The sequence below is a fragment of the Streptococcus agalactiae genome (genome assembly GCF_949788565.1).
Taxonomy (GTDB): domain Bacteria; phylum Bacillota; class Bacilli; order Lactobacillales; family Streptococcaceae; genus Streptococcus; species Streptococcus agalactiae.
Genome location: NZ_OX460931.1, coordinates 1,384,547 through 1,398,796 on the forward strand (window position 1 = coordinate 1,384,547; position 14,250 = coordinate 1,398,796).

Sequence of the window (14,250 nt, forward strand, 5' to 3'; positions counted from 1 at the left end):
AGGGTGTTAACCTCTACAAAAAAATAACTTGATAGGGCTAAGTAATTTGACAGTTGCTTCTATTTACTATATTATTAATAGTGTTATCTACAAAAGGAGCGTTTTTCATGGAAAAAACAAAATCATTCTTTGGACATCCTCGTGGATTGTCCACTCTTTTCTTTACTGAAATGTGGGAAAGGTTCTCATACTATGGTATGCGTGCTATTTTGCTGTACTATATGTACTATAGTGTTTCTCAAGGTGGCCTTGGTATGGACAAGACTGTCGCTGCATCAATCATGGCTGTCTATGGTTCACTGGTTTATCTCTCATCAGTAATTGGTGGTTTTGTCAGCGACCGTATTCTAGGTAGTCGTAAAACTGTTCTGTATGGTGGTATTCTAATCATGCTAGGTCATATTGCTCTAGCTACGCCATTTGGTCAAACAGCTCTATTCATTTCGATTGCTCTAATTATCCTTGGTACTGGACTATTAAAACCAAATGTATCAGAGATGGTTGGTAATTTATACGGAGAAAATGATTCTCGTCGTGATGCTGGTTTTAGTATCTTTGTTTTTGGTATTAACCTTGGTGCTTTTATTTCACCCATTGTAGTGGGGTACCTCGGACAAGAAGTAAATTTCCATCTTGGTTTCTCACTTGCCGCTATTGGTATGTTCTTTGGTCTCCTCCAATATACCTTAGATGGAAAAAAATATTTGACTGAAGAGAGTCTCAGACCAAACGATCCTTTAAGTCCTGAAGAAAAGTCCTCTCTATATAAAAAAGTTGGGCTTATCCTTATTGGTATTGTTATTGTACTTATTCTACTTCACTTGATGCATATGCTAACAATTGAAGTAATTATCGATATTTTTAGTATTATTGCAATCGCCATCCCAATTATTTATTTTATCAAGATTTTAAGTAGTAAAAAGATTTCTTCTGTTGAGCGTTCTCGAGTGTGGGCATATATCCCTCTCTTTATCGCCTCAATTCTATTTTGGTCAATTGAAGAACAAGGTTCAGTTGTCTTAGCCTTATTTGCAGATGAACAAACAAAACTTTACCTTAACTTCTTTGGGCATCATATTAATTTCCCATCAAGTTATTTCCAAAGTATGAACCCTCTCTTCATTATGCTTTATGTACCATTCTTTGCTTGGTTATGGGCTAAATGGGGAAGTAAGCAACCTTCATCACCTAAAAAATTTGCGTATGGACTTTTCTTTGCTGGAGCTTCATTCTTATGGATGATGCTACCAGGTTTACTCTTTGGAGTTAACGCTAAAGTAAGCCCTCTTTGGTTAACAATGAGTTGGGCTATTGTCATCGTTGGGGAAATGCTAATCTCACCAGTTGGATTATCAGCAACTAGTAAGCTCGCACCTAAAGCATTCCAAGCTCAAATGATGAGCATCTGGTTCTTAAGTAATGCTGCAGCACAAGCTATTAACGCTCAAATCGTTAAATTGTACACACCTGATACTCAAATTCTTTATTATGGTGTTGTTGGTGGTATAACAGTTGTATTTGGATTTATCCTCTTATTTTATGTTCCACGCATTGAAAAACTAATGTCTGGAGTTAAATAAAGACATCTAAAAAGAACTAGGTTACATTCCTAGTTCTTTTTTGTTTAATAAAATTTTCTTATAAAACCATCTTCAAGTCGCTTACTATAAAACATCTCTGAGATGTCATCTTCGTCAAATACTCTCAAAAGGTTAAGCATATCATATGCTAGTTCAATCTTATCAAGTTGTGAACGTTCAATCCATATAACATCACCTTCATCTGACGATTGTAATTCACCTGAAAAATCATATGTTTTATAAAGGAATACCAAATAACGGATGCCTTCATCTGTGTACCAATGCTTCATACCAACTAATTTGGGATTACTTATTGTTAAGCCTGTCTCCTCGCGAACTTCTCGAACGAGAGCATCATACAAGCTTTCTCCTTCTTCAATATGGCCGCCTGGTAGAGCAGCTCCTGACCAAGAATAACGTTTAGGATCACGGATTTGCATCACAATACGTCCTTTATTATCTTCAATAAGACACATATTAGTTAAAATAACTTTTTGACTGCGTGACATTATTTCCTCTAGTATATAAATTTAGTGATAGAGTTACAATACCATTTATTTATCAATTTTTCTACAAAATAAAGGATAGTAACTTAACTACTGTAAGTTAAGAAAAATCGAATAATTCCTATAATAGACATGATTAACCCTATTAAAATAGAAATAATCAGAATAAGCTGCATGTCAAATCGTTTTTTCTCTCTTTTTTCTTTAGGAATTTGATATCGCTCTTCAGATAGACGTTTATTAATACTCTCCTGAAGTAAATTCTTTTTTTTCAAAATTTTCCCCTTAATTAATTACAGATTGATACTGAGTAGAGCTTGAAACATGACAATCTTCAAGCTGCTGTTTTAATGCTTTTTCTATATTACATTTATTGCCAATTAGTGGCTGCAAGTGCGAAATAAATGTAAAAATATCTTTTTTTGGAAAAATATTTTTAGGTGATACAAAACGAATTTGATGACTAGTCTCTTCGAAAGCAAAAATTAACTGTTGATGTTCAAAAGCAGAGCGAACTGCTGATAATATCTCATTATGATGATTAATATCAAGATAAAAAGCACAAATATTTGATAAATATTGTATTTGATTTGTTGTGATATTTGGGTAGAGTACAACATTATCATATTTGCCAAAATTCATGAGATCGCTAGACATCTCGGTCAAAGCACCTATGTTAAAAGTCAAATTAGGAAGAGAAGTCACTAAACTTTCTAATGCTTCGATTTGATCAGAATTCGTCAAAATAAGAGCTTGGTTATGTAATTTTTCTGTCTCTTTAAGAGGATACATAAATCCTAAAAAGCTAACTTGTTTTTGTTCTTCGTCAGTTAATAACCTCATAGCATTAGCATAAGCTTCATAACTTTGAATTACAATTTTAGTGTTTGGGGAAGGATTGTTCAATAATAAGCGCATATTTCCTGGAATATCATCTACGAGAGGCTCCTGCCAAAAGAGAACATCTTTACTCTCTAGACGATTAAGGTAAAAGCTTACTAAAAATGGTGTTGACAGAGAATTATAGAAGATTCTATCTAAGTTAAATTTTGCTTCTTGAAGGTAATTTATGACAAATTCAACTTTAGATCTAAAAACCTTAAACTGATTATTATCATTTAAAATATAATCCCCTGTCATATGGTTCTCTGATATAACCTCTTGCCCATCCTTATTATAATATGACGTCTGAATCGCTTGACTATCCGCGTTATAAAAGGTTTGTGCAAAACAGAACCCAAACTTATTAAAGCGATCTTTTAAAATGACTCTACCTTGCTCATCAAACCAGTCTACCTCTTTTATTAGACGCTTATGATTTGGGTTTGCATAAATAATCCTGCCCTTTTTGACACCTAAGTCAACAATATCAGCACCACTACTAAAACCAATAATTTCCCATGTATCAGGAACTCTAAGTTCATTGTAGTAAAGCGGGCGGCCAGCATCTATCTTTGCAAAACCAGTGTAATATAAATAGGGTGATGTTACGTCGTCTGGTAAAAAACCATCATCATTCAAAGCTATAGTAGGGTTAATATAACCTGATTTTATCAAGGAAAAATGTAAATCCCAACTTGATTGAGTGTAACTATCAAATAAGTTAATCATCTTGTACCAACTCCTTAACTAAGTTATACCATTTTCCTTCTACTTCACTTGTTAAGAATCCTTCGGCAATGGCGTAAGAAGCTTCTCGTAAAGCCTTTTGACCCTGTTGGAATAATTGTAACACTTTCTCTTTAAAAGCTTCTACAATAGCTTCCTCATCATCCATATCAAATCGAGGAATTAGATAACCATTTTCTCCGTCTTTGATAAAAGTTTGATTACCATAACGAACATCAAACCCAATCAAAGGAAGTCCTGCGCCAATAGCTTCAAGTAAAGTTAAGCCAAACCCCTCACTTTTAGAAGCTGTCAAATATAACTCATAATTTTGATAAACATTCGAGAGATTTTTATGTCCCATCAATCGAATGTATTCCGTTGCATTGGCTGCATTTATAATACTTCTAATTTTTTCTTCTTCTCCACCTGATCCATAGATATCAAATGTCACTTCAGGAAGAATTTCTCTTATCCTAATAACTGCACGTACTAACCAATCTACATGTTTTTCACTAGCTAGACGTGAAGCTGTCAAAATAGAGTATGGACGGCGATTATCCATTGGCATTTTAAGATTGTCAATTGAGCCTACCGGGATAGTTATAATTCTAGGATTATGATTTGTAAATTGTTTAAATTGTTGTTCCAAAAGTTCTGTTTGTTTATCAGTGGAGGTAATAAAAAAATCAAATCTATTAGCGTTAGTAAACTGATAATCGTAATAGTTATTCCATAAAATAGTGTCAGCAGTCACAGCATTCTCACTAAAATGTTCCGCATGAACAACAGTCCCTAGCTTAGCGGGTTTACCATGGCGCAAAAGACTCTGAGCGGTATCAGTTCCTCTATCCAAAAGAATAATATCTTTTGAAGTGAAAGTCATTGATTCCAAAAAATAATCAAAAAAAGCTACTTTGGATGGTAAAAGTCTGCCATTGATAATAAAACGACTTGAGCTATTTTCTACCATCTCCAAAAAGGCTGTACTTTCATCTTCATTGTAGAATCTACGTTGATAAAGGTGAGCTACACCATCTTTAGGATAGTAATACTCTGAGAAAGTACGTGTATAACTATAATAATCTTTTCTGATAAGGTTGTTATTTGAAACGATTTCTACACGATGCACTTTATCCTTGTTAAAGTTATCAAGGTAAACTGTTAAATAGATATTTTCATCTTCGTAGAAAAACTTGATTACCCGACCTCTATCTTCTTTTCGAACAAGTTTTCCAAGATATTGTTTTTGCAAATCTTCTATACTAAAAGTTGTCGGTGCAAGCTCAATATCTGAAAAGAAATTATATAACCAAATAATTTCTTTATCCTGAAAACCTATATTTCGCGTGAGGCTAATAATATTATCAGCTGAAAAAAAATCTGTAAAAATAAACTTAGCATCAATTCCAAGTTTTCTCAAAACAGAACCTCGGTATGCTTGAGCGTACTCAACACCGCTACTTGCCCAACCAATTCCATGGTTTATATTATAAACTGTCATTATCTTTCATCTCTTATATAAAATAAATTTGAAGATCTCCATTCTCATTGAAGGATACTTCACTCAAAAGTAGATTTCTAAAAGTTTGTTCACGAATTTCTTTTTTCATGATATTGTAGGATTTATATGCTTCTTTATGATATTCGAAAACCGGGTTACGCTGTGCCGTTTGACGAGCTGTTGCCACAGTACGTAATTGTTGTAGATAATCTACTTCTTCAATCCAAGCTTCATCAATCGCTTTTAAAGCAGCAGTACGTTCAAAGTCACCAAAACTATCACCAAGCAAATTATGCTTTTCTCGAAGAATCTCATCGGCTATTTTGAATAAATAGTTTTTAATTTCTTCAAGTGACATCTCTTTAGAAATCCCTTGAAGATTGTAAGACATATTATCAAATATAAAACGATTTACTTCAAAAATGAGTTCTTCTTTTTCTACTTCGCCATCTAAATAAGCAATGAAGGAAGAAATCACTGTATCAATAATCTGTCTTGGACTAAAATGTCCACTTTCTCCATTGATCAAAGCATTTCTCTCACGATAAACATACTCTCGCTGAAGCTGTACACTCGAATCAAACTCTATCGTTTGACTACGTGCAGACTCTCCCTTACCGTCACTAGCTTCCTGAGTTTGCTGGAATAACTTCTGGAATCTTCTCTGACCTAAAGCTTTAGGTTTTTCTGGATTAACTTTGTCACGATTTTTCCTAAAGTAATCTTGCGCCCATTTAGGACCTGATTCTATCATTAGATCATCTTCAAATGATACAAAAAATTGACTAAAACCAATATCCCCTTGTCGACCCGAACGTCCCCTTAATTGTAAGTCCATTCTTTGACTCTTCATTCTCTCCGTTCCAATAACCGCAAGACCACCTAATTCTGATACTCCCTTACCTAACTTAATATCTGTACCACGACCAGCCATATTCGTTGCAACAGTGACCGCTCCTTTTTGCCCTGCTTCTGCAATCATCTGCGCTTCCTTAACCGCACTTTGAGCATTTAACAGGCTATGAGGGATACCACTTAGTAATAATAATTCTGAGAATAGCTCTGACATTCTCACAGAACCAGCAACTAGTAGGATTGGTTGTCCTGTATCATGAACCTGTTTAACAAATTCAATAGTTGCATGGATTTTCTCTGGTAAGGTTGTATAAATCTTATCAGGATAGTCAATTCGTCTAACAGGAGAATTAGTTGGAATTCTAACCACTTCCATATCATAGACCTCAATAAACTCTTTTTCAGCAGTTTTTCCAGTTCCTGTCATTCCAGCTAATTTAGTAAACATTCTAAAAAGATTTTGATAGGTAATGGAAGCCATTGCTCGAGACTCTGGTGTGACATTAAGATGCTCTTTTTGCTCAATAGCTTGATGAACACCTCCTTGAAGTTTAGTACCTTCTAAAACACGGCCATTAGTCGCATCTAACAACTTGATTTCACCATCGTCAACCACATAATCTTTTCCTCGTTCAAATAATTTATGTGCTTTTAAAGATAAGTTCAAATGTCGCACAAGTTCTCGATTAGACTGTTTATAAAAATGAGGGATTCTAAAATATCTCTCAGCTTCACGAACACCCTGGTTTTTTATCCACACTTCCTGACGCTCTTTGTCAAAATAATAATCAACTTGTTCTTCAAAACTAAGAATTAATTCATCTGCTATTTTATAGAGATTAGATTGTACTCGGGGTGAACCTGAAATAACCAAAGGAGTCTGGGCCATATCTAAAAGAACTGCGTCAGCTTCATCTACAATAGCATAATGTAACTTGGGCATATATTTTTGAGATTTAGATGAAGCTAGGTTATCAATTAAATAATCAAAGCCTAGTGCACTACTTGTGCTATAGACAATATCCGAACTATAAACAGCTCGCTTAGTCGCAGCATCTCTCTCCTCTTCCTCATTATCAGAAACTCCCACACCGACACTCAATCCTAAAAAACGATATACTTTTCCCATTTCTTCCGCATCTCGAATAGCAAGGTAGGAATTATTAGTCAGCAACATTGCCCCCTTCCCTTCTAAAGCATTGAGATACAAAGGCATAGTGGCAGTTAATGTTTTTCCTTCACCAGTTTTCATCTCAGCAGTATTTCCTTGGTGCAGAACAAGACCACCGATTACCTGTACATCATACGGAAATAGACCTAATACGCGCTTATCAGCTTCCCTAACAACAGCAAAAGCTTCAGCACAAATATCATCTAGTGTTTCCCCATTAACTAAACGTTTTCTAAATTCAGTTGTCTTAGCTTGCAACTCCTCATTTGATAGTGTTGCCATTTGGTCCTTTAAACTATTGATAGTATTTAAAGTACGCTGAAGTTTTTTTAAACGTTTCTTATCTAACGAAAATAAACTATTAAAGGCTGTCATAATTGTCGTCCTGCTTTTTTAAAAGTGTGAGGTAAGGTAGATGTTCACTACCAGATAAGATCATTGATACTAAATTTAAAGAGGAATTTTCTGAAACCAATCCATAGTGTTTTACATTTGGAGACATCTCTCTCGTATCCCAGACTTCTCTAAGAAATATTTGTTGTTTGGCAGTCAAGTGTGGTAAGGATTTAAGTAAAATTCCGAAAGGAGCAAAACAATCATTAATATAGGCAGTTATTCTGGAAAATTTTTTAGCATAATATAAAGCAGCAAAATTACCTTGTGTTCCATATGCAATGACATTAATCTTAATGTTAGGAAAAACTTTTAATGCATCTTCTAACCCCTTTTCCAACTCAGGTAATATCAAACTATCAGAATTTAATGAGGGATTGCTGACCAACTCGACTTTCTGTTGCAATTGAGAAATGCTTTCTATTTTATTAATATATACACTATCTTTTTTCTCGACCAAAAGAAGATTTAAAACGTCTTGATGTTCTTCAATAGTAAACTCTGTCGATAGATTTTTCTCCTGAATAACGCTATCTGTAACTTCCTCAAGTTTTAAATAATGAAAAGTAAAATCGCTACAACCTGCATTAATCAAACTAATGGTATAGGTATAAGCCTCTTTAGGATAGATAAAAATAATACTATCTTTTTTTAATAGTTCAAAACCAACAGACTCATTAAAGCGATTGTAAAATTCAATGCGAACAAAAAGAGAGCCAACTAAATCGAGTTCTGCATTTAATGACAAGCTATAACGAGTTCCCTTTCTTAATAAAGGTAAGTTAGGAGAAATTCTTTTTGACTGATAATTAGTCTGGGAGCTCCATGTATACAAGTTTGTGCTAGAAGGAGCTAATGGATTTTCAAAGCATACTGATTTTCCCAAAAATTGTAATTTTGTTCCAAAATTATAAGAAAATCTTGAAAAATCATCCCAATAAATATAGCTTATCGTACTCATTCTTCCTTCCTTCCAAAATCATTAGATAGCATTCGCCTATACTGACTTGTAAACCATGCACCAACTTCTGCAGAACAATCACCATGTCGGCCATCCCAACCTCTGCCTAATATCTTATGCTTCTTTCCTCTAAAATATTGCAATAAATCAGAAAAGGCAGTCGCATCATAGTCATCGTTTTTCATATAGGCTAAGGCAAAAGTCGTATTTGAAAAATCTCCTTCTTCTATGGATTTCCAAAAATGGTTATTTAACTTCTCAGAAGAGGCTCTGGTCAAATCACCTTGATTGAGTAGTTGAATATCTAATGAAGTAGCAAATCCATCTGGTCTCTCTAATCTTTCACGTTGAGCAACTGTTCCTAAATTAAATATTGGTTTACCAATAATAATAGCATGAGGATTTAGCTTAGCTCCATGGTAAGTAGCACCATAAGTCCCCATTGAAAGTCCGGATAAAATTAACTGATCAGAACTAAAATTTAAAAAGGCCAGTTTTTCTTGAATAGCGTCAACTATTTTTTGTTCATATTCTTTGCTTCCTATATAAAAGGCACCACCTTGTAATCGTGGATCACAAATTAACATGAATGGTGTCTTCATACTCTTCATCATCCAGAATCCCTCAAAGCCTTCAGCTGAACGAAATCCCGAAAAATAAACAGTTAGAGGTGGTTTGAAATCTACTGGATCAAAATAAGTCATAAATTCATGACCTATAGCATCTATGTGACGTTCTCCTCCTAGTAGAAATGTGCCCAATCCTCCTCTACCATTACGACGGTGCAATGGACCTAACTTAATGATACCCTTTCCCTTAGCAAAAAGTTTAACTGCAAGGCTACCACTAATATCGGACTCTAAAGAAATAAGTTGATTTAGGTCTTCCTTCTCAAAGTACCACTCTTTAGCAATATCATCAACAGAGCCATCAACAATCAACGAGATAACCAATCGAATATCTATATCACCCTCTATAATGTGTTCTAAAAATAACTCATTATAAAAATCCGATGAAAATGGAATATTGTAAGCAAAATTAAGCAAAAAACTATAGTCCTCACCAAATTGCCCTTCTAATTCAAGATAGTTATTTCCCTGATAGTTTACTACACCTTCAAAATCATTTCTAATTTGTATTTGTGAAACTTGAAGTTTCTCTCCGTATTGTCCTATAAAAAGCCCTTTATAAAATTGACGAATTAGCTGAGCTGGAGAGCTACTATCATATCGTTGGGCCATTTTCGAGCGTAAAAACTCTTCTGTTATCCCCGTAGCATGTTTATCTTTAGGATAAAATACTTCATAAACCTCAAAGAATGACGATAAACTAGATAACTCTGGTCCATAAGTTTGCTCTGTCAACAAAAGAGCAGATATTTTTCGAGGTAGTTTTTGTAATAACTTTGACGATGTAAGATAATTATTTTCTGTAGTTACAAAGTCAGAAATTTGATCTGGTTTAATAAAGAGCCATTCCATATCATTAGGGATATTCTCTTTAGTTGCCCAGTTCTCTTCACCAACTTGAAGAATTGTAAGTTTTATTTTTGACATATTTATTTAATAACTATTTATAATTCTTTCTACCAATTGACCACCTGTATAGTCATTGATTTTATCAACAGAATAAATTAAAGAACGGTTCCAATTAGTTAATTGTTCACAATAATAAGGAATTGCCTTTTCCAATTCTTGGATCTCTTCAATAACGTAACCGTTTTTCCTGTGTTCAACAAATTCTGTTAATACTGTATTTATCTGAGGGATACCTGAACTTATCCCTGCAATTTGTGTGTATAAGTCTGGTATTTTCGAGATATCAATAATCAAACGGACATACTCTAACCGGTTTATGATATCTGTTTCTGACAAAGGATGGATAAAAGAAAGGCGTGTTTTTTCCTTTTCTACTTCATCAGGTTGCATAAGAACTTGATTGGCATCATCGCCTGATAAACTAAAGAATTTCTGTTCAAAAACTTTTGTTGCTTCTTTAAGGTAGTCATACATCAATTGCCGACTTTCAAATTCTCGTTCGTAGCTGACAAATGTTACTTTTATATCATTATTTTTGAGCATAACCTTATATAAGGACGTTAAAGACTTTTGCAATTCTTTATGGGAAAGTCTATCTACGACAAAATATATTTCTAAATCTCTAACTTGATTACTTTTTCCCAAAGCTAAACGCGTATCAAAGGGAGAAACATGAACAACTGGTTTATCTATTTTTTCTTTCAATTGTGCAGCAATATCTAGTCTATCACAAATAATAGCGTCTGCTCGAGATAAGGAAGAGTAATCCTCCAATACATTGTGAGCATTATTCCTCTCTGAAAAAACAGATAATATTAAATTTCCTTTACTAGTGTTCCCAACAATAAATGCGTTATGAACTTGATTAAAGCTAGCAATGATAGTATCTGATTTACTAACTTCTTTATGGAGATAGGTCAGATATTTCTCTCTAATCAACTCGTCAATGTCGGAGTAAGATAACTTAAAAAAATGAATAGCTTTCTTAGGATTAATTTCAACATGGTGGTCACCTTCTCTTAGGTATTCTCTCATGATCCTTTCCCCTGATGGTGCTAAATAATCTTGATAGGCTTCACCACCATTATCATAATAGAGAATACTAGATAGAAATCCTCTATCATCAAAGAGGTATTTCTTAGCTATTTGTTCATTTGCAAAATAATCAATATGCGTTAAATTTCCTTCTTCACCAAATTGAACCTTAGCAATTAAATCTCCTGACTTTTTTACCAAAACTATAAACGGAGTATAGGTAAAGTCTACCCCTTCAGGCCAATTGAGTTGTCGGAAGTCAATCATTTGCTGTCTTACATTTCCGATTTCTTGAATATCATCAAAAACTGAATAATAACCTGATTCTAACAAGTCATAGCGATGTAAATAATAACGTAAATTGGGCATATAGTTTAAGACAACTAATCTACTCTCTTTTCCAGCATAATCAAACATCTTCATTTGGTTGATAGTATCATCAAAACCGACATTAGTCGGCTTGAAATACCACAAGTAATTATTATCATACCAGGTACGATTTTCATTATACCAAGATGGAATAAAATGAAACATTAATTCTCCTCATTTTCAAATACAGAAGTGTATTGTTTACGAATACGAATAACTTGGAATTCATCCAATATCATAAATGACATCCCTGTGATCATCATAAAAATCCCTGTCATAGATGAAACTGTCCTAAAATCATCATTTCCAAGAGCAAATAATAATGGTCCCCCTCCTAAGAAAGCCATGAAAAAACCACTAAAAGTTCCAAATAAATAACAGATTTTCGATAAATAACTTTGTGTTTCTTTACCAGGTCTATAATTAGGAATAAAATCACCACTTTCTCGCATTGCCTCAGAAATTTTAGTCGGATCAATATTCACAAAAGTAAATGCAACTGATAAAACAAACATTAAAATCATATAAATAACCACTCCCTGAATAGAAGATAAACTAAAATAGTCATTGTATGATGTGATATCTGGATTAGTTGGGAAAATACTTCTTAGTAAAATAATAATATACTGGGGGAACATTAGTAAGGTATAAACATACATAAATGCCATCCCCCCCGAAGCATTTACTTTTATTGGCATGTAGGCATCATCAACGAGACGATTATGGATTGAAGTACGCATTACTGGTATACGGTATTCTGAACGTTCAAAAGTTATCATTAAGTACATTGCTACTAGTGTCCACAAAAGAAATAAGATGATAGCAAGTTGATAACCATCTTGGAATAATTCAAAAATAAGAGGAATATTATTAAATTGCCCAACAAGCATACCTACCACCACTAAAATAGTCATTCCACCAAACCCGTATTCCGCATTTAGATTACCAATCCAGGAAATAATATATGCACCAGTCACAAGTATCATTGTCGCGAGTAATAATTTGGTCAGAGAAAAACCATTATGATATTGAAAAGATATGGCTATGGCTAGCCCTTGAATAGTTGCTATGACAAGCATCACCACATTTTGGCGAAACTGTTGAACTTTTTGAGATACTCCACTAGAGTATTTACCAATCGTAAATAGTCTTAGTAAAATCATTGTGGTCATCATAGGACCAATACCCAATGAAAAGACCCCAACCTGAGACAAATTACCACCAGTTACTGTTGAATAAAGCGTCGCAAAGTTATTGTCTTGTCCCTTATAAGCAGAAATCAAGACACCAGGTATTGGAACATAGCGACCAAGTAAAAAAATGATTATTAATGAAAATGTTATCAATATTTTACGAAGAATAATATTTTTTTCAAAAATATATAGTAATTTCAATGGAATTTCTCTTTCTCTATCAATTTGTTCTCTTCAAGATAAGTAACTTTATATCGTCAACTTCGTTAATTTTAAAATCAAAAAAATTGATTTCAATATTCAAGTAACCATTACTCTTCTTGACTATCTATTTTGTTTAATAGTGTCACACAAATATTCAAAATCATCCATGGTTCGCTCAAAAGAAATATATTGATTATCTTTTCTTGCCCGTCTGATTCCATATATAGTTTTACCCTCAGTTATACATCTATCAACAACATTCCAAACTTCTTCACCATGATTAATATCTAAATATATATCGCTATTTAATAGGAGTACTTCGAATTGCTCTTCAGTAATAGCTTCATGTAGGTAATAATTTGGATAACCTACTAACTGCTTAAGTCTATCCGAACAATAAACTGGGGCAGCAATATGAAAATCAGTATTAGGACATCTTTGTAATAAATGTTCTAGCTCCCATATATCATCTGTTAATGTCACTGTCAAAGCGTACTGTCTATCTGATGTACCAATTTTTGATACAATTTGATTTTCGTAACTATTGTCTTCTATTAAAGTAATATCTTCGTCAAAATTATGTTCTGCCGTATGTTTATGAGAAAGTTTCACCTTAGAAACTGCTCCCATCTTAAACCACTCATATTCTGAATCGATATGACCTAAATCAATAGCTTGATGTCCTAGCTGCGATAAATCTTCAGCTAATAGCTTTGCAGTTGGACCAAGCATAAGTAAAATTAGCTTACCTCTACTATGTTCAAGTATAGTTTCCTTGATTTCATAAAAAGATGAAAATGCATCTTTCGAAGGACAAATGATACGCGAAATAGTATTGGCATCATTAAATAAGTCATTACCAACGCCTGAACGAGAAGTCTCACCCTCGACAATTAAAATATCTTTATTTTTCCATAATGCTTTTAGCTGTTCAAAGTACGTTACTGACAAACTCTTATCTAGTAAATCCATATAGGGTCTAGAAATAAAAGTTGAACCATACCATTCAGCCTGACAATTTTTTTGGTACAAATCATTATACTGATATAGATGCCCTCTCCAAAATTGTTGTGAAAAATCGTTGTATCTACCTAAATTATCAAAAACATCACTTACACAGATAACTAGCTTCTCATTACTCTGTCGATTTAATAAACGTTTTAGTCGCTTAGCAAGTTCAGAATCATAAACCTGGTAAGGAATAGAATTCCCCGCAATAATATCAATTTCTCCATCACCAAAACGCGCTACCGAAGCAGTATGTTTAGAAATATAATCTAAAGTTTCCGAAATTGTTTTTACTTTAATAACTCTCATAACTATTAGTTCTTTT

11 protein-coding genes are annotated in these 14,250 nt (G+C 33.7%); 1 reads left to right on the forward strand and 10 read right to left on the reverse strand.

All coding sequences use genetic code 11. The features are described from left to right. Nucleotides 1-107: 107 nt before the first annotated feature. Entirely contained in the window at nt 108-1,580 is a 1,473-nt protein-coding gene (locus QOR44_RS07110; protein ID WP_000416073.1) for a peptide MFS transporter, read from the forward strand. Nucleotides 1,581-1,624: 44 nt separating this feature from the next. Here QOR44_RS07110 and QOR44_RS07115 read toward each other — a convergent pair whose 3' ends face one another. The 10 genes from QOR44_RS07115 to QOR44_RS07160 all read right to left on the reverse strand — a co-directional run bounded on the left by QOR44_RS07115 (nt 1,625) and on the right by QOR44_RS07160 (nt 14,234). Further along, nucleotides 1,625-2,089 carry an 8-oxo-dGTP diphosphatase gene (locus QOR44_RS07115; RefSeq protein WP_000091521.1) on the reverse strand — a complete coding sequence of 155 codons (465 nt, stop codon included), beginning with the start codon at nt 2,087-2,089 and terminating at the stop codon, nt 1,625-1,627. Between the two features lie 83 nt (nt 2,090-2,172). Further along, a complete protein-coding gene (locus tag QOR44_RS07120; protein ID WP_000728848.1) occupies nt 2,173-2,361 on the reverse strand; it encodes a hypothetical protein in 189 nt (62 codons plus the stop codon). Between the two features lie 10 nt (nt 2,362-2,371). Continuing rightward, the gene (gtfB, locus tag QOR44_RS07125; RefSeq protein WP_000609037.1) at nt 2,372-3,697 is read right to left on the reverse strand and encodes an accessory Sec system glycosylation chaperone GtfB; all 1,326 of its coding nucleotides are present in this window, start codon (nt 3,695-3,697) and stop codon (nt 2,372-2,374) included. Further along, nucleotides 3,690-5,198: an accessory Sec system glycosyltransferase GtfA gene (gtfA, locus tag QOR44_RS07130; protein WP_000219539.1), complete on the reverse strand. Its 1,509-nt coding sequence runs from the start codon at nt 5,196-5,198 to the stop codon at nt 3,690-3,692. The genes gtfB and gtfA overlap by 8 nt, the downstream gene beginning before the upstream one ends. Nucleotides 5,199-5,211: 13 nt before the next feature. Continuing rightward, nucleotides 5,212-7,599 carry an accessory Sec system translocase SecA2 gene (gene secA2 / locus QOR44_RS07135; protein WP_000123602.1) on the reverse strand — a complete coding sequence of 796 codons (2,388 nt, stop codon included), beginning with the start codon at nt 7,597-7,599 and terminating at the stop codon, nt 5,212-5,214. After that, nucleotides 7,586-8,578, reverse strand: coding sequence for an accessory Sec system protein Asp3 (gene asp3, locus QOR44_RS07140; protein ID WP_000104401.1), 993 nt, complete (start codon nt 8,576-8,578; stop codon nt 7,586-7,588). The genes secA2 and asp3 overlap by 14 nt, the downstream gene beginning before the upstream one ends. Next, nucleotides 8,575-10,134: an accessory Sec system protein Asp2 gene (gene asp2, locus QOR44_RS07145; protein ID WP_015058668.1), complete on the reverse strand. Its 1,560-nt coding sequence runs from the start codon at nt 10,132-10,134 to the stop codon at nt 8,575-8,577. Before asp2 ends, asp3 begins: the two co-directional genes overlap by 4 nt. 6 nt (nt 10,135-10,140) lie before the next feature. Beyond that, nucleotides 10,141-11,685, reverse strand: coding sequence for an accessory Sec system protein Asp1 (asp1, locus tag QOR44_RS07150; protein WP_000468344.1), 1,545 nt, complete (start codon nt 11,683-11,685; stop codon nt 10,141-10,143). Next, nucleotides 11,685-12,914 carry an accessory Sec system protein translocase subunit SecY2 gene (secY2, locus tag QOR44_RS07155; protein ID WP_000772265.1) on the reverse strand — a complete coding sequence of 410 codons (1,230 nt, stop codon included), beginning with the start codon at nt 12,912-12,914 and terminating at the stop codon, nt 11,685-11,687. The genes asp1 and secY2 overlap by 1 nt, the downstream gene beginning before the upstream one ends. Before the next feature lie 123 nt (nt 12,915-13,037). Continuing rightward, on the reverse strand, nt 13,038-14,234 hold the full coding sequence (locus QOR44_RS07160; protein ID WP_001263855.1) for an SP_1767 family glycosyltransferase: 1,197 nt from the start codon (nt 14,232-14,234) through the stop codon (nt 13,038-13,040). Nucleotides 14,235-14,250 lie beyond the last annotated feature (16 nt).